Source organism: Streptomyces deccanensis (assembly GCF_022385335.1).
GTDB lineage: Bacteria > Actinomycetota > Actinomycetes > Streptomycetales > Streptomycetaceae > Streptomyces > Streptomyces deccanensis.
On record NZ_CP092431.1, the window covers coordinates 9,433,653 to 9,451,574 of the forward strand.

16 protein-coding genes are annotated in these 17,922 nt (G+C 73.2%); 7 read left to right on the plus strand and 9 right to left on the minus strand.

Going from position 1 to position 17,922, the window contains the following annotated elements:
• Window positions 1-56: 56 nt before the first annotated feature.
• On the plus strand, window positions 57-239 hold the full coding sequence (locus tag L3078_RS41515) for a hypothetical protein (protein ID WP_239759372.1): 183 nt from the start codon (window positions 57-59) through the stop codon (window positions 237-239).
• A gap of 36 nt (window positions 240-275) precedes the next feature.
• Here the strand turns inward: L3078_RS41515 and L3078_RS41520 are convergent, their stop codons facing one another.
• The 3 genes from L3078_RS41520 to L3078_RS41530 form a co-directional block, all read right to left on the minus strand.
• Entirely contained in the window at window positions 276-1,652 is a 1,377-nt protein-coding gene (locus tag L3078_RS41520) for a S1 family peptidase (RefSeq protein WP_239759373.1), read from the minus strand.
• Between the two features lie 98 nt (window positions 1,653-1,750).
• Window positions 1,751-2,272, minus strand: coding sequence for a GNAT family N-acetyltransferase (locus L3078_RS41525; RefSeq protein ID WP_239759374.1), 522 nt, complete (start codon window positions 2,270-2,272; stop codon window positions 1,751-1,753).
• Window positions 2,272-3,108 (minus strand): SAM-dependent methyltransferase, encoded by an 837-nt coding sequence (locus L3078_RS41530; RefSeq protein ID WP_239759375.1) that lies wholly within the window; start codon window positions 3,106-3,108, stop codon window positions 2,272-2,274. The genes L3078_RS41525 and L3078_RS41530 overlap by 1 nt, the downstream gene beginning before the upstream one ends.
• 270 nt (window positions 3,109-3,378) lie before the next feature.
• Between L3078_RS41530 and L3078_RS41535 the strand changes: the two genes are divergently transcribed.
• Together L3078_RS41535 and L3078_RS41540 are read left to right on the plus strand one after the other, a co-directional pair.
• On the plus strand, window positions 3,379-4,014 hold the full coding sequence (locus tag L3078_RS41535; protein WP_239759376.1) for an HAD family acid phosphatase: 636 nt from the start codon (window positions 3,379-3,381) through the stop codon (window positions 4,012-4,014).
• A 72-nt stretch (window positions 4,015-4,086) separates the two neighbouring features.
• On the plus strand, window positions 4,087-4,479 hold the full coding sequence (locus L3078_RS41540) for a PPOX class F420-dependent oxidoreductase (protein WP_239759377.1): 393 nt from the start codon (window positions 4,087-4,089) through the stop codon (window positions 4,477-4,479).
• 1 nt (window position 4,480) lies between these two features.
• On the opposite strand, the gene L3078_RS41545 is transcribed toward L3078_RS41540, so the two are convergent.
• The 4 genes from L3078_RS41545 to L3078_RS41560 all read right to left on the minus strand — a co-directional run bounded on the left by L3078_RS41545 (window position 4,481) and on the right by L3078_RS41560 (window position 8,564).
• On the minus strand, window positions 4,481-5,170 hold the full coding sequence (locus L3078_RS41545) for a response regulator (protein ID WP_239759378.1): 690 nt from the start codon (window positions 5,168-5,170) through the stop codon (window positions 4,481-4,483).
• Between the two features lie 61 nt (window positions 5,171-5,231).
• A complete protein-coding gene (locus tag L3078_RS41550; protein ID WP_239759379.1) occupies window positions 5,232-7,232 on the minus strand; it encodes an FtsX-like permease family protein in 2,001 nt (666 codons plus the stop codon).
• A gap of 253 nt (window positions 7,233-7,485) precedes the next feature.
• A complete protein-coding gene (locus tag L3078_RS41555) occupies window positions 7,486-8,169 on the minus strand; it encodes an ABC transporter ATP-binding protein (protein ID WP_239759380.1) in 684 nt (227 codons plus the stop codon).
• A gap of 26 nt (window positions 8,170-8,195) precedes the next feature.
• Window positions 8,196-8,564 (minus strand): hypothetical protein, encoded by a 369-nt coding sequence (locus L3078_RS41560; protein ID WP_239759381.1) that lies wholly within the window; start codon window positions 8,562-8,564, stop codon window positions 8,196-8,198.
• Between the two features lie 165 nt (window positions 8,565-8,729).
• On the opposite strand from L3078_RS41560, the gene L3078_RS41565 reads away from it, so the two are divergent.
• From L3078_RS41565 to L3078_RS41575, 3 genes are all read left to right on the plus strand, one after another.
• Window positions 8,730-10,025 carry a sensor histidine kinase gene (locus L3078_RS41565; protein WP_239759382.1) on the plus strand — a complete coding sequence of 432 codons (1,296 nt, stop codon included), beginning with the start codon at window positions 8,730-8,732 and terminating at the stop codon, window positions 10,023-10,025.
• A 71-nt stretch (window positions 10,026-10,096) separates the two neighbouring features.
• Entirely contained in the window at window positions 10,097-10,936 is an 840-nt protein-coding gene (locus L3078_RS41570) for a peptidoglycan-binding domain-containing protein (RefSeq protein WP_239759383.1), read from the plus strand.
• Window positions 10,937-11,017: 81 nt separating this feature from the next.
• Window positions 11,018-13,411, plus strand: coding sequence for a SpoIIE family protein phosphatase (locus tag L3078_RS41575; RefSeq protein ID WP_239759384.1), 2,394 nt, complete (start codon window positions 11,018-11,020; stop codon window positions 13,409-13,411).
• A gap of 64 nt (window positions 13,412-13,475) precedes the next feature.
• On the opposite strand, the gene L3078_RS41580 is transcribed toward L3078_RS41575, so the two are convergent.
• Both L3078_RS41580 and L3078_RS41585 read right to left on the minus strand, forming a co-directional pair.
• Complete coding sequence (locus tag L3078_RS41580) at window positions 13,476-15,386, minus strand: autotransporter-associated beta strand repeat-containing protein (RefSeq protein ID WP_239759385.1); 1,911 nt, start codon at window positions 15,384-15,386, stop codon at window positions 13,476-13,478.
• A 96-nt stretch (window positions 15,387-15,482) separates the two neighbouring features.
• A complete protein-coding gene (locus tag L3078_RS41585) occupies window positions 15,483-16,397 on the minus strand; it encodes a BadF/BadG/BcrA/BcrD ATPase family protein (protein WP_239759386.1) in 915 nt (304 codons plus the stop codon).
• Between the two features lie 243 nt (window positions 16,398-16,640).
• On the opposite strand from L3078_RS41585, the gene L3078_RS41590 reads away from it, so the two are divergent.
• Window positions 16,641-17,762: an ROK family protein gene (locus tag L3078_RS41590; protein WP_239759387.1), complete on the plus strand. Its 1,122-nt coding sequence runs from the start codon at window positions 16,641-16,643 to the stop codon at window positions 17,760-17,762.
• Window positions 17,763-17,922 lie beyond the last annotated feature (160 nt).

Consider the following 17,922-nt stretch of genomic DNA (forward strand, 5'->3'; position numbering starts at 1 on the left):
GTCCGTAATGTCTGAAGTGGCACCTTTACTCACATCGACTTCACGTTCGAGGACATATGGTTTACACCATGTCCACTACCCCTGATGTCGTCCTGGAGAAAGCGGAAGGACCGGCGCGAACGGCCGCCGAGGTCAACGAGGAGATCCGGGCGCTCTGGTTCCGGAGCGGTGGGACGTTGAACAGGGAGCAGCGGAGCGAGTACGAGCGTCTCGTCCTGGAGTGGGCCGCCGCTTCGTAGGGGCGCGCCCCCAGGGCGCGCCCGTCCCCCCGGGATCTAGCTCCAGCTCTGTGAGTACTGGCGGCGGTACGCCTGGCGGTCCTGTTCCGTGCGGATGAAGCGGGTCGCCGCGAGGGCGACCATGCTGCCGGCGATGACCAGCAGGCCGGGGCCGACGTTGCGCGGGTCGGCGAGGCGGTCGAGCAGGTCGGAGGCGGCCTCGATGCCCTCGACGGATTCCACGGCACCCGGTTCGGCGGAGCCCGGGGCGGCGGCACCCTGGGCGTCGTCCTCGGAGCCGTCGGCCGCGGCGGTCGGCCGGGCCGCGGACTGCGGCAGACCGTTCAGCTGGACACCGAGGTCGTCGAGGGCGTCGGACAGCGGCTGGAAGAACGTCGTACCGCCCTCCTCGCAGTCGCCGTTGCCGCCCGAGGTCACGCCCAGCGCCACTCCCTCCGAGAAGAGCGGGCCCCCGCTGTCGCCCGGCTCGGCGCAGACCGTCGTCTCGATGAGGCCGGAGACCGTGCCCTCGGGGTAGTTGACCGTGGCGTCGAGCCCGGTCACCTCGCCGTTGCGGAAGCCGCTGGTGCTGCCGCTGCGGAAGACCCGCTGGCCGACCGCCGCCTCACCGACGGAGGTGATGCGCACACCGCGGCCGTCGCCGACGGAGACGATGTTGGTCTTGTTGCTCGACGCGTCCTGGAGGTACTGGACGAGCGAGTAGTCGGCGCCGGGGAAGTTGGTCTCGGTCGTCCGGCCGATCTCCTGCCGGCCCTGGTCGTCCGAGAACCAGACGGATCCCGAGGGGCCGCAGTGCCCGGCGGTCAGCATGAAGTCGTTCTCACCGTCGGTCACGTTGAAGCCGATCGAACAGCGCCCGCCGGTACCGAAGATCGGCTGCGCGCCGTTGAGCCGCATCGTGTACGCGCCCTCGGTGCGCTCCATCCGGACGGAACCGCCGATCTCCTCGGCGAGGTCGGTCAGGCTCGCCCAGTCCTTCTTGGAGACCGTGCTGTCGGCGCGCACCACCACCTCGTTGGAGGCGGGGTCGATCGCCCAGGAGGTGCCCGGCACCCGGGGTGCCGAACGCAGCGCCTCCGTGGCGGACTTCAGGTCCTCGCCGCTGTACTCGACCATCTTCGGGCGGGCGCCCGCCCGCTTGACCTCGGCGGCGGCCTTCTCGTCGGTCACGGCGACGACCGGGCTGCCGTCGTCGGCGATCCACGTGCCCGCCGTCCGCTCGGAGCCGAGTTCGGTCAGCAGGCCGTTCCCGGTGCCGGACGCGGCCAGCACCGCGCTCGGGGTCGCGGGCGGGGTGACGGCGGGTTCGGTCGCCATCGCCGCCTGCGTGACCATCAGGGCTCCGCAGATCACTCCACCGGCGGCCGTCAGCCGCGCCACCCGCTTCACGACTCGTCGTCGTGCGTGCCTCATTGCCTGGCTCCCGAACCCCGTCCGACACGGTGTCAACACCGCCAGGGCGTCCGGTCCTTGAGCGCCCTCCTTTCATACGTGCGGTGACCGGCACATGTTCACCAGTCCGCGTCGACGAATCCCAACGTCCGGTTCATGGCGATCGCACGGCTGTTGGCCGGGTGGTGGACCGTTCGGACGGTGCTCACCCCGCAGATCCCGGCGAACCCGATGCCGAAGGTCTTCATGGCCACCGAGATGCCCCGGCCGCGATGGCCGGACCGCACCCCGGTCATCTCGTTGAACACGAACCCGGAACCGCGCCGGTCCGAGGTGGCCGCCATGCCGATCCACCGGTCGCCGTCCAGGGCCAGCACGACTCCGCGCGGATCGTAGGAGGGCACCTCGAAGCGGAGCCGGTGGTACTCGTCGTACGGGAAGAAGGCGCCGCGCTCGGGGATGTCGGCCGAGCACTCCTTGTTGAGGTCGTACAAAGCCCGCCGGTGCTCCGGGGTGTCGCCGAGTTCGGAGAGCGTCGTCAGACGGATGCCGGAGGTCCGGCACTTGTCGACGTACGGCTGGAAACGTGCCAGGTCGAAGGCGGCGACGTCCAGTTGCAGCCGGACCGGGCCGGTCGTCATCAGCGCTTGCCTCCCACTCCGCAGTACATGGCCACTTCCTCCGGCTCGCCGTCCTCGGTGTCGGCGGGGTCAGGGCGCCAGCGCGTGCACGAGACGACGCCCGGATCGAGGAGGTCCAGCCCGTCGAAGAAGCGGGCGATGGTCTCGGGGGTGCGCTGGTGCAACCGCGGGGTGCCGTGCGCGTTCCACCAGGCCGCGGCGATGTCCACATCGGGCCATCGGGGGCTCGTCACGGTGTGCGAGAGCATCAGATGGCTGCCGGACGGCAGGGCGGCCATCAGTCGGCGCACGATGTCGTGCGGGTCCTCCTCGTCGGTGACGAAGGCCAGCACGTCGAGCAGCATCAGCGCGACCGGCTGGGCCAGGTCCAGGGTCCGCGCGGCGTGTTCGAGGATCGCGTCGACATTGCGCACGTCCTCGTCGACGTGGTCCGTACGGCCCTCGGGCGCGCTCGTCAGCAGGGCCCGGGCGTGCACCAGGACCAGCGGGTCGTTGTCGACGTAGACGATCCGCGCGTCCGGGAGGACGCGCTGGGCGACCTCGTGGGTGTTCTCCGCGGTCGGCAGCCCCGCGCCGATGTCCAGGAACTGCCGGATCCCCACCTCGGCGGCCAGATGGCGCACCGCCCGGCGCAGGAACCGCCGGTCCGCGCGGGCGTAGTCGTGGATGCTCGGATGCAGTCGGCGTATCTCGTCCCCGGCCTTGCGGTCGACCTCGTAGTAGTCCCTGCCGCCGAGCCAGTAGTTCCAGATCCGCGCCGCGCTCGGCCGGGTGGTGACGATGCGACGGTTCAGCGACGAGGAGGGGAAGTCCGAGGCTGCCGGGTTGTCCGTCACGGCATCAACTCCTGGATCTTCTGTGAAAGGTGCTTCCATCCAACGGGCAATGTAGACCCGCCGGTTGGTGTTTGCCGACCCTTCGGCGATCTTCACGGTCCCCGCCCGCCGGCTCCCCGGACGCCGCCCCGCCGAACAACGTTCGTCGGGACCTCTCTACTAATCAGTAACTCTTAGGTAGTCTCCCGGCCACCGATGGGCATGACCATGACCAGTGCGGCGAAGGTTCCGACGGCCTCGCCGCTTTGACATGAGAAAAAGGGGACGAACATGACAGCAAGCGGTGTGGGACGCCGCGTCACCGCGGTCGCCACGGTGGCCGTACTGGGTCTGGGCGCTTCGCTGACCGCGGCCGGTCCGGCCGCCGCGGCGCCGAGCACGGCCGCGACCGCCGCGGCAGCGGCCGCCGAGGTGGACTACGCGACCTGGCAGAAGGACGTGAAGGCCGTCATCGACACGGCCACGCCCTACGTACAGCAGCGCACCGCGAACTCCTCGGGGCAGAAGCTCGCCATCGTCTTCGACATCGACAACACGACGCTGGAGACGCACTACACGCCCTGGTACCAGCTGCCGACCCCGGCCCTGAAGCCCTCCCTGGCGCTGGCCAAGTACGCCAAGTCCCGTGGGGTCGCGGTCTTCTTCGTCACCGCCCGCCCCGGCATCATCGAGTCCCTCACCGAATGGAACCTGGAGAACGTCGGCTACCCGGTCGACGGCCTCTACGTGCGCGACCTGCCCGACCTCTTCGGCGAGGTCGCCGCCTACAAGACCGCCTCGCGCGCGGACATCGAGTCCGACGGCTACACGATCATCGCCAACGTCGGCAACAACACCACCGACCTCGTCGGCGGCCACGCCGAGCGCACCTACAAGCTGCCGGACTACGACGGCCTGCTGGACTGACGCCGCTCCACCGCTCGCTCCTGGGGCACGGCCGCCGGGTTCCGCCGGCGGCCGTGCGCCTAGACTCCGGTCATGGCCGACGAAACCACGCTCGACGCCCTCGGCGCGGGCAAGTACCTGCTGGTGACCACCTATCGCAAGAACGGCACCACCGTGCCGACCCCGGTGTGGGTCGTGCGGGACGGGGACGCGCTCGGCATCTGGACCGTCGCCGACTCCTGGAAGGTCAAGCGGATCCGCAACCGCGCCGACGTCCTCGTCGGTCCGTGCGACGTGCGCGGCAACCCCACCGGCTCCTCCGTCCCCGCCCACGCGGAGATCCTCGACGCGGCCGGCTCCGCCGCCTACCGCCGGCTCATCGCCCGCAAGTACAGCGTCCTCGGCCGCCTCACCCTCCTCGGCAGCCGACTGCGCCGGGGCGCCGACGGCACGATCGGCATCCGCATCACCCTCACCGAGAGCTGACTCACGCCCCGTCGCCCGCGTGCCCCGTGCGCCACGCCCACGCCGCGATCTCCACCCGGTTCCGGGCGGCGAGCTTGAGCTGGATGCTGCCGAGGTGGGTCTTGACCGTGGAGAGGGACACGAACATCGAGGCGGCGATCTCCGCGTTGGTGTGCCCCAGCGCGACCAGCCGGACGACGTCGAGCTCCCGGTCGGTCAACGCCTCCTGGGGGCGCGGGACTTCGGGGGCGGGCGGGGCCTCCTTCCCGCCCTCCGCCGTCACGTGCTTGAGCAGCCGGACCGTCACTGACGGCGACACCAGCGAGTCGCCCACCGCCGCCGCCCGTACGGCCTCGGCCAGCAGGGTCGGCCCCGAGTCCTTCAGCAGGAAACCGCAGGCACCGCCGCGCAACGCCCCGTAGACGTACTCGTCGAGGTCGAACGTGGTCACCACGACCACCCGCAGCGGATCGGCCACCCCCGGACCGGCGAGCAGCCGGGTCGCCTCCAGCCCGTCCAGCCTCGGCATCCGGATGTCCAGCAGGCATACGTCCGGCCGCAGTTCACGGGCGAGTCGCACGGCCGTCTCGCCGTCGGCGGCCTCGGCCACCACGGTGATGTCGGGCTGCGCGTCGAGGAAGAAGCGGAAGCCGGTGCGGACCATGTCCTGGTCGTCGGCGATCAGGACCCGGATCGGGCTGCGGTCGTTCATGGGCGCATCATGCCGGAAGGAGACAGGACAAGGGGGAGGCGGGCGGCGGCCGAGGGGTGCCTCAGTCGGCTTCCTGGGCCCGCTCCGCCGTCACCTTCCGCAGCAGCGGCCGGCTCCCGGCGAGCGCCGCGAACATGGTGGCCGTCCCGAGGGCGACACAGAGGGCGAGACGCAGGGCCCCCGACGCGTCCGGCTCCAGGTGGAACGCCTCGTTCACCCTGATCCCGCCGTAGATCCCGGTCGCCGTCGTACCCCCGGCGAGGACCACCAGCGGCAGCGCGGTCTCCCGGATCCGCGCCCGGTCCAGCACCTTCAGCGGCGTACCGGCCAGCCGCAGCAGCGCGTACACCCGGCGCCGGTCCAGGACCGTGGCCGCCGCGGTCAGTCCGGCGGAGGCGGCGGCGACGAGGAAGCCCAGGGCCAGCACCGCGAGCCCCATCTCGCCGATGAGCCGGGTCGTCGTCCCGCCCTCGGCGTTGACGTAGTCCTGGGTCAACGGCAGGTTCCCGGGCGAGAGGGAGGACAGCGCGGTCGACGCGGTGTCCACCTGCTCCTGACCGCCGCGCACATGGGCGACGACGCCCTCCTCGCCGATCAGGATCCCGTCGTACGTGTCGGCGTCGACCGTCTCCACCCGCGCCTTCACCCCTGCTTCGGTGAGCAACTCCCTTGCCCTTACGGCGAGTTCGTCCACATCCCCGTGTGCCGCGCGGACGGCGACCTGGCCCCGGTAGTCGTAGCCCACGAGGCCGACCTGCCCGACGGAGAAGAACCCGGCGACCAGCCCCGCGAGAACCAGACCGCTGACCGTGCGCCAGGCGCCGCGGGGGTCGTCGCTGAGCCGACGCGCGGCCAGCAGCGTCGCCGGACGGCGCGCGAAGCGGCTCAGCAGCCTGCCCAGCATGTCGACCACCCAGGGGCCGAGGGTCCAGAACGCCCCGTACACCAGGACGATCAGCGCGATCGTCTGACCCGTGCTCATCCCGCCGCTCGCGGTGCCCACCACGTACAGCCCGACGGCGACGAACAGCACCAGCCGGATCAGTCTCGTCCGGCGCGGATCGGACTGCTGGGCCACGCCCAGCGGGGAACGCGCCACCCCGCGCAGCGTCGTCACCGCGCTGACGGAGGTGAGCGCGGCCACGGCCGCCACCACCGCGAGCAGCACGGGCACCCCGACCCACAACTGGCCCGCGTACCAGGGGCCGATGCCGTACGGCACCCGCGCGAGGACCGGCACCAGCAGGGTGTACCCGACCGCGCCGAGGAAACCGCCGGCCAGGCCCACCGCCGCCGACTCCGCACCCGTCATCGCCAGGATCTGCCGGGGTGTCGCTCCGGCCAGCCGCAGGGCGGCGAGCCGCTCCTCACGGCGCGCGGCACCGAGGCGGCCGGCGGCCGAGGCCAGCACGATCACCGGGACGACGAGGAGCGCGCCGCCGAGCAGCGCGGCCTGCTGGTCGAACGAGGTGAACAGGCTCGGCCTGCCGCCGTCGAAACCGTCCACGCGGGCGCGGGCGGCGAGGAGGTCCAGGCCGCTGCCCTCGGCGGCCTGGGTGATCGCGGGGTCGGTGGAGGTGCGGCCGACGACGGCCACGAGTTCCTCGGGGGAGGCGAGGCCGGCCGCGCCGATCGTGCCGTAGCCGGCGGTGGTCGGGAAGCGGTCGGCGAGACGCGTCGCCGGCAGTTCGCGCATCAGCTCCGCCAGGGCCGGGGACAGATAGGTGCGCCCCGGTGCGGGGAAGCGGTCCAGGCCGGGCGGGGCGGGGGTCGCGGCCCGGTTCGGCAGCTGGGCCAGGGAGACGACGGTGACCGGGCGGTGGTTCACGTACGTCGTCCCCAGCGTCTGCACGGCGGTCGCCCGCTTCGCCGCCACGGCGTCGGGGGTGCGCCACGCCGTGCGGTCGGCCCGGACGCCGGAGCCCAGGTAGGCGGCGAGGAGCGTCAGCAGGACGAGGGCGCCGGCGGCCGCCGCGGCGGCGGACAGGAGGTGGCTCTGCAGGCCGCGCCTCCCGGAGGAACGGGCCAGGTGCCAGGTCAGGGGCAGGACGGGGGAGCGCATTCTTCGTCTCCGGGTGCTCGGGGGTGCGAGGGGTCGCGGCTTCGGGGGTCGGGGTGCGAGGGGTCGCGGCTTCGAGGGGGCGAGGGGTGGGGGATTCATGGGGAACGGGGCGAGGGCTCGGGTCGCCGGAGAGTTCGGTCGGCTCGGTGCGAGGGCGAGTGCGGGTTGTTCGTGGCTCGTCGCGCCCACGCGGCGGAGCCGCAGATCGACACAGCCCCGCGCCCCTTCAGGGCGCTCGCGCGCCCGCGGCGGCCTATACGGCCGTGTACTGGCTGTAGCCGGCGATCCGGCCGTCCCTCACCTGGACGACGCGGTCGCAGTGGGCGGCCACCTCGGCGTCGTGGGTGACCATGACGAGGGAGGCGCCCTGATCGCGGGTGACCGAGGTGAGCAGGCGGATTACCTCCTTCCCGGTGGCCTGGTCGAGGGCGCCCGTGGGCTCGTCGGCGAAGACGACGTCGGGCTCCACGGCCAGGGCGCGGGCGATGGCGACGCGCTGGGCCTGACCGCCGGAGAGCTGACCGGGGCGGCGCTTCTCCAGGCCCGCGAGGCCGAGCGGGGCGAACCAGCGGCGGGCCCGCTCGACGGCCTGGCGCCGGGGCACGCCCTCCAGCATCAGCGGGAGGGCCACGTTCTCCTCGGCGGGCAGCTCGGGCAGCAACTGGCCGAACTGGAAGACGAACCCGAACCGCTTGCGGCGCAGCGCGCTCAGCTTGTTCTCGCCCCAGTGGTCGATGCGTTCGCCGCGCAGCAGCACCTGGCCGTCGTCGGGGCGGACGATGCCGGCGAGGGTGTGCAGGAGGGTCGACTTGCCGGAGCCGGACGGGCCCATGATGGCGAGGGACTCCCGCTCGGCGACCGCGACGTCCACGCCGGCCAGGGCGGTGGTGGGGCCGTACTTCTTGACGAGGCCGGTGCCGGCCAGGACGGTGCTCATGACGGTGACGGGTCCTTTCGGTCGGACTAGGCGCGCTCGAACTTCCAGGTGATGCTGGAGGCGTCGGCCCTGACGACGGTGACGGGGACGGAGAGGTCCTTGCCGTCGCCGTCCTTGCCGGTGCACGTCACCTCGGTGCCGGCCACCGCCTTGAGGTCGGGGCACGTCAGCCCGGAGGTCTCGCCGCCGATCCAGGGCAGCGGGCTGTACTTCGACTCGGTGCGGCCGGCGACGATGTTCCCGCTGAGCGCCTTCCGGCCGTCCACGGTGACGGTGTTGAACCGGTCGAGTCCGGTCGTGGACTCCGTACCGCTCAGCGCGTAGGTGAGGGCTCCGCCGCCGACGGCGACGGCCGCCACGGTGGCGCCGGCGATGAGGAGGGGCGTGCGTTCCATGAGGTGCTCCCTGCGGAGAGTCGGGGTGGGGTGGCGACACCCAACCTCTCCCGGCGGCGGGGGCGGCCGCCTCGGCCGAACGGCCAGGCTTCCCAGCCCGCCGGCCACGCCTCCTCGGCCGTACGGCCGATACCGGGAGCACCTGCGCTGCCTACTGTGATCCGCGTGAACCTCGTGCCCGACACCAAGGAACCCGCGGACGGCGCCACCGGACGGCCGGGGCGCCCCGCCAGAACGAGCTGCGTACGCGTGGCCGGCATCGTGGCGCTCTGTCTGGCCTGCGCGTCCGACTTCCCCCTCCTGGCAGCGAACGGCGCCGCCTATGTGTGGCTGCACCTGCTCTCCCTCGCCCTCGGCCTCGCGGCGCTCCTGTGGCCCGAACACCGCCGACCGGAGTGGATGACCCCGCAGGTCCGCACAGGTGTACCGGCTCTCGCCGCCCTGGCGAACGTGGTCGTCCTCGTCCTGGCCCGGGAGATGGGTGGCTTCGGCCTGGGGCAGGCGGCCGTGCTGCTGTGTCTGCTGGTCCTCGCCGTCCGCGCCTGCCCCCCCGGCTGGGCGCTGGCCTGCGGGCTCCTCGACGGTCTCGCACTGGTCCTGCTCCCGCTGCCCTACCTCGCCCTCGATCCGGGCGACGGTGGCAGCATCGGCGCCGTCATGGTCCTGATGATCCTCGGCGGGGCCGCGGCCGGTGTCGCCGCGTATCTGCGCACCCTGGACAACCGGCGGCACCAGATCGTCACCGAGACCCGCCGGGCCGAACGCCTCGCCATGGCCGCCGACCTGCACGACTTCGTCGCCCACCACGTCACCGGGATCCTGGTGCAGACCCAGGTCGCCCGGATGATGGCCGCCACCGAATCCGGGCGAGACGAGACGGGGGTCCCCCGGGACGACGTCCGGGGGAGGCTCGACCCCGTCCTCGCGGGCATCGAGCGCGCCGCGACCGAGGCACTGGCCTCCATGCGCCGCACGGTCGGCGTGCTGCGCGACCACGAGGAGGCGGCCGGGACCGGCGACCGGCGGCCGGTGGGCGATCTGGCGGGCGTCGACGAACTGGTGCGCGGTTTCGACGGCGTCGGCGGTGTCGACGGGCGCTCCGCCGTGCTCCGTCACGACCCCTCCGTCCCCGACGACCTGCCGCACGAGGTGCAGGCCGCCGCCTTCCGCGTGGTGCAGGAGGCCCTGACGAACGTCCGCCGGCACGCCGCCGACGCCACCGAGGTCACCGTCGACCTCCGCCACGGTCGCGGTGGCCTGGAGATCGTGGTCCGCGACGACGGGCGCGGCGGCGCCCGGCTGCCGGAGGCGGCCCGGGGCGGCGGCTTCGGACTGGTCGGCCTCACGGAACGGGTCACCGCGCTCGGCGGCCTTCTCCAGGCCCGGCCGCGCGAGCACGGCCCCGGCTGGGAGGTCGTCGCCGTGCTCCCGACCGCCCCCCGGAGCCGCCTGCCGCGCTGAACCTCCCGGCCCGGCCGCCCGTATCTCCTCTCGGGGATGGCGGGAGACCGCGTGCACGGAAGGAGAACAGCGTGTCGAAACCGCCCGAACCGGGCCGGACGGCGAAGCGTCCCACGATCGAGCCGACCTATGTCATGCGGAGGCGCAGGACCGAGGCCCTGGCCGAGCTGCTGCGTGAGTTCGAGCAGTACAAGGGCGCGGGATCCGAGGCGAGCGCCCCCGAGGACGAGTACGAGACCGTCGCCGTACCCCCCACCCCGGCACCGGCCCCGACCCCGCCGCCACCGCCGTCGACACCGCCCCCGCCGGCGACGCCCGCGCCGGAGCCGAAGCCCGCTCCCGAGCGGATCCTGCCCCGGACGGAGTACGAGACCGAGGAACTCCCCCCGGTCATGGTCGGCGAGGACTTCGGCTCGGACACGGTCCCGCGCGACGACCCCGGACACCGGCGTCGGCAGCGGCGGCGGCCGGCCCCCGGCGACGGATCGGGCCTCAAGCGCGCCGCCGTGATCGTCGGCGTCGGCGCGGCGGCCCTGCTCGGCTTCGGCGCCGCCCTGCTGCTGCCCGGCGGCGGCACGCAGAAGGAGGCACGCGTCGTCACCCCGACCGCGACGCCGACCCCGACCCCGTCCGCCCCCGCGTCCTCGGCACCCGCCCCGGACGACGGCGCCGACCCGGACGGCCCCGGCACCCTCCGTGAGGGAGACAGCGGCCCCGAGGTCTCCGAACTCCAGCAACGGCTGCTCCGCATCCCGAACGTGTACGACAACGGCTCCACCTCGGGGCGCTACGACGTCGTACTGCGGGAAGCCGTGGCGCGCTTCCAGCTCTGGTACGGCATCCGGGGCGACGAGACGGGCGTCTACGGCAACGACACCCGCAAGGACCTCGAATCCCGCACCACTCTCTAGACGCACGAAGGGGCCACGGACCCGGTGCGTCACGGGCCCGGCCGGGTTGTTGCCCCGCCCTGAACGGACCATCCTGGCCCTATGGTGACGAAGGCGTCCGGCGCGTCGCGGGCTGCCACGGCCGGTGAGGCGATGGCGGTGGTCGACGCGCGCGGCCTCGTCGCGGGGTGGAGCGAGGGCGCCCGGCGCCTCACCGGGTACACCGTCGACGAGGTGACCGGAACGCCGGCGGCCGCCCTCGTCGACGGGGACGCGGCGGCGGTCTGGCGGACGCTGCTGACGCACGGCGACGCGGTGGTGGACCTGCGCTACCGGGACGGACGCCGGCAGAAGGTCGCGGTGCGGATTTGCCCGGTGCGGGGCGCCGCGGGGGAGCGGCGACGGTTCGTCGTCCAGGCGACGCCCGATCCGATCGAGCGCGGCCTCGGCGAGCTGGCCTTCGCCCAGGCGTCGATGTCCATGTCCGTCTTCGACACCGGGCAGCGCTATCTGCGGATGAACGACTGGGCGTGCAAGGTCATGGGGCAGCCCGAGGAGGAGTTCCGGCACCAGTACTTCCCCGACACCGTGGAGGACGCCACGCACAGCCGGGGCTTCCTGCGCCATCTGGAGCTCGTGGTGGAGACCGGGGAACCGGTCCGTTACGAGAGCTGGACCCGTTCGCCTTCCGGTCGCCGGATGCACGCGTGGACCTCCGAGATGTGGCCGGTGCGCGACCCCTCCGGAGAACTGATCGGCACCGCGCTCGCCGCGTTCGACAGCAGCGAGCAGTTCGCCGCCCGCCAGCGCCTCGCCCTGCTGAACGAGGCCGCGGGATCCATCGGCACCAAGCTCGACGTCGTCCGAACCGCCCGGGAACTCGCCGAACTCGTGGTCCCCCGACTCGCCGACTTCGCCAGCGTCGACCTCCTGGAGTCCGTCCTCCAGGGCGAGGAACCCGAGATGGGCCCCGTCGCCGGCGGTGTGCGACTGCACCGGGCCGCCCACCACTCCGGTACGCCCGGTGTACCGGAGGCGGCCATCGCCCTGGGGGCCGCCGACGTCTACCCGCCCTCCTCACCACCCGCCCGGGCCCTGGTCACCGGCGAGCCCGTGCTCACCCGCACCGGCGACGACTCCCTCGACTCCTGGTTCGCCGGGCACGGCGCCCGCTCCGCGAAACTCCAGGAGGCCGCCGCGGACCACGACCTCTCCCTGATGGCCGTACCGCTGGTCGCCCGCGGCACGACCCTCGGGGTCGCCGTCCTCGTCCGGAACCTGACCCCCGAGCACCCCGACGCCTTCGACCAGGACGACATGTCGCTCGCCGAGGAGCTCGCCAGCCGGGCGGCCGTCTGCGTCGACAACGCCCGCCGCTACACCAGGGAGCGCACGACGGCGTTGGCCCTGCAACGCAGCCTGCTGCCGAAGACGGTCGCCGGACAGGCGGCCGTCGAGTTCGCCTCCCGCTATCTGCCGGCCCTGTCGCAGGCCGGGGTGGGCGGCGACTGGTTCGACGTGATCCCGCTGTCCGGGACCCGGGTCGCGCTGGTCGTCGGCGACGTCGTGGGCCACGGCATCCACGCCTCCGTCACCATGGGCCGGCTGCGCACGGCCGTCTGGGCGCTCGCCGACGTCGACCTGCCGCCCGACGAACTCCTCACCCACCTGGACGACCTGGTCGAGCATCTCGCGGCCGGCGACGGCACGGGGGACGGGGAGATCGGCGCGACCTGTCTGTACGCGGTCTACGACCCGGTGGACCGCAGCTGCATGATCGCCTCCGCCGGTCATGTGCCGCCCGTGGTGGTGCGGCCCGACGGCAGTGTGCAGGTCGTCGAGGTGGCGGCCGGGCCGATGCTCGGCGTCGGAGGCCTCCCGTTCGAGGCCAGGGAGCTGGAGCTGCCCGAGGGCTCGGTCCTCGCCCTCTACACCGACGGCCTGGTGGAGGCCCGCGACCGTGACGTCGACACCGGCACCGCCGCCCTGTGCGCCGCGCTGGCAGGGCAGGTGGACAGCCTGGAGCGCGCCTGCGACACCGTGCTGAAGGCGCTGCTGCCCGACACCCCCGGCGACGACGTGGCCCTGCTGCTCGCCCGCACCCGCGCCCTCGACGCGGAACAGGTCGCTGTCTGGAACCTCACCGACGACCCGGCGCTGGTCGCCAACGCGCGCAAACTGGCCACGGACCAGCTCACCCGCTGGGGCCTGGAGGAGGCTGCCTTCGTCACCGAACTCGTGGTCAGCGAACTCGTCACCAACGCCATCCGCTACGGCGGCGCCCCCATCCAGCTGCGCCTGATCCGTGACCGCACCCTGATCTGCGAGGTCTCCGACGCCAGCAGTACCTCACCCCATCTGCGCCGGGCCCGCCAGTTCGACGAGGGGGGCCGCGGGCTGCTCCTGGTCGCCCAGCTCACGGACCGCTGGGGCAGCCGCCCGAGCGGCGCGGGCAAGACCATCTGGGCCGAACAGGCCCTGCCGCCGAGCCTGTAGCCCGGCGGAAACAGCTGTTGGGGGCGGCTCGCGCCACCCCCAACAGCACGACCCACTACGGGAGTTACTTCCTCCGCAGGCGCACCGACACCCCGTGCGCCGTGAAGACCTGCTCGGCCGTCCAGCCGTCGACGGCCACGGAGACCTTCGAGAACCGGCCCTGCAGGGACCGCGCCCCGATCACCGCGACCGTGCTGCCGGACCGCGGCGCCTGCTTGGCGTCGAAGCGGACCACCAGCTCGCTGCCCCGCTCCAGGACCGCCCGCCCGTCGACCACGAGGGCCGCGTCGTCGCCCCGGTCCAGCGTCACGTCGAGGACACCGGCCTGCGCGTAGCCGCCGCGCACCCGGACGGTGCGGTCGCCGACGGCCAGCGTGCCGCCCTTCACCCGGACGTCACCGCGGCCGAACGCCTCCTTCGAGCCCGCCGCGAGGACACCGGCCTCCACGACCGTGCCGCCCGTGTACCGGTTGGCGCCGGACAGCGTGAGCGTGCCGCTGCCCCGCTTGACGAGGCGGCCCGAGCCGTCGAGGTCGTTGCGCCAGGTGTCGGCCGCGTGGAAGCCGCCGAGGGAGGCGTCCAGCGTGACCGTGACATCCGAGTCGAGGGCGCCGTAACCGTCCGCAGCCGCGAACAGGTTGAGCCGGCCCCACTGCTCCCAGCCGTCCAGCAGCACATAGCCCGACGGCAGCGCGGTCGTGCGCAGCACCTCGCGGCGCTGCGCCGCGTCGAGGTAGGGCAGACGCGTCTCCAGCAGGACCTCGGCGCCCTTCGGCACGGTCAGGTCCTGGGACTTTCCGCGCCGGGTGAGCACGTACGTCAGCTTCGGCTCGACCAGGCGGGCGTTGGCCTGGCGGTCGGCGTACGGGTCGGTGTCCGTTCCCGCAGAGTGCGCGTAGGCGAACAGCGTGTCGGCCGTTGTGCCCGTCTTCGCCTGGAAGTACTCGGCAGCCTGCTTGCGCGCGGCGGCCTTGAGCTCGGCGTTCTTCGGGTCGGCGAGCGCGGCGGCGGCCAGCGCGGTGGCCATGACCCGGCCGCCGAGGACGTCGAGCGCGGAGTGCATGCCCGAGACGATCCTGTCGTGGCTCGCTTCGAAGGCGCGGGTCACCATCTCCTGGAAGCGCTCCGGGACGGCGTACGCGTAGGCCAGGGCCGCCAGGTGGAGGGCGTTGGTGTGGCCGCTCGGGAAGCCGCCGTCCTCGGCGGGGTTCTCGCCCCGCTGGCGCAGCAGCTGCGGGACGACGATCACGTCGGAGTCGTACACCGGAAACCCGAACGCGTCGATCCTGCCGGTGTCGACGACCTCGCTGTTCTCGTTCATCCGCCAGGGGCGCGGGTACTGGTACGAGAACTTGGAGGGGTTGCCCGACGCGAACGGCCCGCGCACGGTGTTGACGAGCTCGGCCACCTTCCCGAGCGCGGAGCTGGTCGAGCCGGCGCCGTTCGCGGATCCGGCGGGAGCGTCGGCGGGGACGGAGTCGCTGATCTTGCCCGCCGGGGTGCCCTCCGGGGCGGAGGTGATCGCCGTGACCGCCATGGCGCCGGCCTTGTACAGCTCCGCGAGCGGGCCGAGGCCGGTGATCACCGAGTAGCTCTGGTGCTGCCGGTCGGTGATGAACGCCTGGCGTGCCTGCGCCTCGGTGCGCCGGGAGGTGACACGCGCGCAGTAGCGCATGTTGGCCCGCAGGATGTCCGGCAGCAGCGGGGTGCCGGTGTTCCAGGCGTCGCCGGTCTTCCAGATCTCGGCGAAGCCGCCGAGGGCGCGGACCACGGCGTTGGTCTCGGGGGTGAGGTTCGCCGTGGTGTTGGTGGTGTAGTCGTCGACGAACGCGGCGAACGCGGTGGCGGCCTTCGCCTCGGGGGCCTGCCAGAGGTTCGCGAGGGTCGGAGCGGCGATCAGGCCGGCCGAGACGCCGAGGGAGTTCCTGAGGAAGACACGGCGGTTGAGCGTGTGGTGCCCGGCAGATGACGGCATGGAGCGCCGCTCCTTTCGCGGTGGGTTGATCGTGTGCGGGCTGAGCGTGGGGTTGACGCATGACCGGTCGATGTCCGGTCGGCGACCGGACGGTGATCAGCGCGTGACCGGTCGGAGGAGAGTACGTGAGAGTGCCAACGCCCCTTCGACCGGCGGCACTTGGAGCACATGCGGTCGCGCGGACGGTACAGCCTCGGCGAGCGCTTCGGCGAATGCCGCGTACAGGGCGGGCCGGGAGCGGATCGTCCCGCCGGCCACCACCACGTCGGCCACGGGGACTTCGCGGGCGGCGAGCCGCGCCACGAGCGAGGCGAGCGCGCGGCCCCCTTCGCCGATCACCCGGTGGGCGAGGGCGGAGCCCTCCTCGGCGGCCTCGAAGACGGCGGGCGCGTGCCGGCCCCAGTCGGCGGACAGGGCCGTGGCGGACTCCAGGGCCCCGCCGAGAGCCGGGACCTCGCTCACGCCGAAGGCGGCGACGAGCCGGTCGGCGAGGGCGTCGGGGGCTTCGCCGCGGTCGTGCGCGGCCCAGACGGCGCGGCACGCCTCCCGGACCAGACCGGCGGCGCCGCCCTCGTCGCCGAGGACCGCGCCCCAGCCGCCGACCTGCACCGACGTGCCGTCGGCGGACCGGCCGACGGCCACCGAACCGGTGCCCGCGACCAGCCCCACGCCCTGGTCGAAACCGGCGGCGGGCACCAGCAGTTCGGCGTCGCCCACCACCAGGCACGGCACCTGAAGCCGTTCCTGGAGGGCGAGACGTATGCCCTCGCACTGCCGGGGCGTCTCACAGGCATGGGCGCCGACGGCCACGGCGGACGGAGGGGTGTGCGCGGGCAGCACCTCCCCGACCAGCGCGGCCAGCCATGAGGCGGCGGACGCCGGGTCGTGCGGTCGCCAGCCACGGCTGGGACGGATGTGGTCGGCGACCGGGTCCGTCCCCGTGACAGCACGGAGATGGGTCTTGGTGCCGCCCACGTCGATACCGACCGCGACGGGCCTGGGGTCCTGCACGTGAGGCTTCTTTCGTCGTTGCGTTGCGATGGGCGCAGCGACGGCTGGGCGAAACCGTGCCTGGACACACAGAGTCTGTGGGGGGTGCTAGTGAGGCCCCGGGACGGGCCTCTGCGGTGCGGTAGGCGAGTACCGCTTGACTTCGTTAGGAAATTAACTAACGAATAAGGGTGCGTCAAGGGTTATGACGCCGGATCCCGCACGACCGTGCGGACGGAAGATCGCGGTACGACTGGGGAGAGCATGCAACTGAGCGAGAGCGCCCGCGCTGTCTTCGCCGTACTGGCCGCGTCGAGCACCGCCACCCGCCCCCAACTGGCGACCGGGGCGCGTCTTTCCAAGCCGACCGTCTCCACCGCCGTGGCCGAGCTGGAGGCGGCCGGTCTCGCCGCCCGCTCCGGCACCCTCAACGGAGGAACCGGCAGGTCAGCGGCCGTATACGATCTCGGGATCGCCGCCGGCGCGGTCCTCGCCGTCGACCTCGGCCCCAGCGTCACCCGGGTGCGGGTGTGCGCCCTGGACGGCACGCTGCTCGCCGAGGGCACCGGTCTGCGGGCGGACACCGTCGACGTCGTCGCGGAGGCCCTGGCGCGGCTGTCGCCCGGGGCGCCGCTGCGCGCCATCGTCGTCGCCGTCGGCGACGTCACCGTCCAGGGCCGGGAGGGCAGGTCCGTACGGCCCGCCACCGCCAAGGCGGGCCCCATCTTCGACGCCCTGACCGTGGCCCTCCCGCCCGGAGTGCCCGTCCACGTCGAGAACAACGTGAACTGCGCCGCCCTGGCCGAGCTGCACGAGGGCGCCGCCCGGGGCCGGGACACCTTCGGCTATCTGCGGATCGGCGTCGGCATCGGTCTCGGTGTGGTCATCGGCGGCCAGGTGCTGCGCGGCGCGAACGGCGCCGCCGGTGAGGTGGCCCGGCTGCCCTACCCGTGGGACGCGGACCGCGAACCCCGCCACGAGGGCCTGGAGGCGCACATAGGGGCGGGCTCCCTGCTGCGGCGGGCGGCGGACGCCTGGCGGGGCGTGGACGACCCCTGCCCCGACACCGTCGACGGGCTGTTCGCGCTGGCCGACGCGGGGCACGCCACGGCGCGCGCCGTCGTCGCCCGGCACGCCGCCGACGTGGGCAGACTCGCCGTCGCGGCCGCCGCGGTCCTGGACCCCGGCCTGATCGTGCTGGGCGGTGCCGTGGGCTCCAAGCCCCTGCTGCTGCCCGGCGTACGGGCCGAGCTGGCCCGGCTGAGCTGGCCCACCGAGGTCGTGAGCAGCGCCCTCGGCGACAGCGGCACCGTCGTGGGGGCCAGTCGGCTGGCCGTGGCCCGGGGAATCCAAACCGTGACCGGAGGTGCGGCGGTGAAGCATTGACGGACTCCACCGGCATCTGCCAATGTCCGGACAAGCGCTTTCTAAGTCGGCCGGGACGCCGGCTTGGGGCGAGCCTCCCGCCCGTACTCGACGTACGGCCACCGCACGAGGGCGTGCCCGTGCGGTGACGGCCAGACGGCTGGGGATCCCGCCCCGCGTG

Excerpts from the sequence above, each read along its gene's own strand:
- L3078_RS41525 (WP_239759374.1), bottom strand. The coding sequence starts at position 2,272 with ATGACGACCGGCCCGGTCCGGCTGCAACTGGACGTCGCCGCCTTCGAC.
- L3078_RS41535 (WP_239759376.1), top strand. The coding sequence starts at position 3,379 with ATGACAGCAAGCGGTGTGGGACGCCGCGTCACCGCGGTCGCCACGGTG.
- L3078_RS41560 (WP_239759381.1), bottom strand. The coding sequence starts at position 8,564 with ATGGAACGCACGCCCCTCCTCATCGCCGGCGCCACCGTGGCGGCCGTC.
- L3078_RS41555 (WP_239759380.1), bottom strand. The coding sequence starts at position 8,169 with ATGAGCACCGTCCTGGCCGGCACCGGCCTCGTCAAGAAGTACGGCCCC.
- L3078_RS41515 (WP_239759372.1), top strand. The coding sequence starts at position 57 with ATGGTTTACACCATGTCCACTACCCCTGATGTCGTCCTGGAGAAAGCG.
- L3078_RS41590 (WP_239759387.1), top strand. The coding sequence starts at position 16,641 with ATGCAACTGAGCGAGAGCGCCCGCGCTGTCTTCGCCGTACTGGCCGCG.
- L3078_RS41580 (WP_239759385.1), bottom strand. The coding sequence starts at position 15,386 with ATGCCGTCATCTGCCGGGCACCACACGCTCAACCGCCGTGTCTTCCTC.
- L3078_RS41550 (WP_239759379.1), bottom strand. The coding sequence starts at position 7,232 with ATGCGCTCCCCCGTCCTGCCCCTGACCTGGCACCTGGCCCGTTCCTCC.
- L3078_RS41575 (WP_239759384.1), top strand. The coding sequence starts at position 11,018 with ATGGTGACGAAGGCGTCCGGCGCGTCGCGGGCTGCCACGGCCGGTGAG.
- L3078_RS41540 (WP_239759377.1), top strand. The coding sequence starts at position 4,087 with ATGGCCGACGAAACCACGCTCGACGCCCTCGGCGCGGGCAAGTACCTG.
- L3078_RS41520 (WP_239759373.1), bottom strand. The coding sequence starts at position 1,652 with ATGAGGCACGCACGACGACGAGTCGTGAAGCGGGTGGCGCGGCTGACG.
- L3078_RS41545 (WP_239759378.1), bottom strand. The coding sequence starts at position 5,170 with ATGAACGACCGCAGCCCGATCCGGGTCCTGATCGCCGACGACCAGGAC.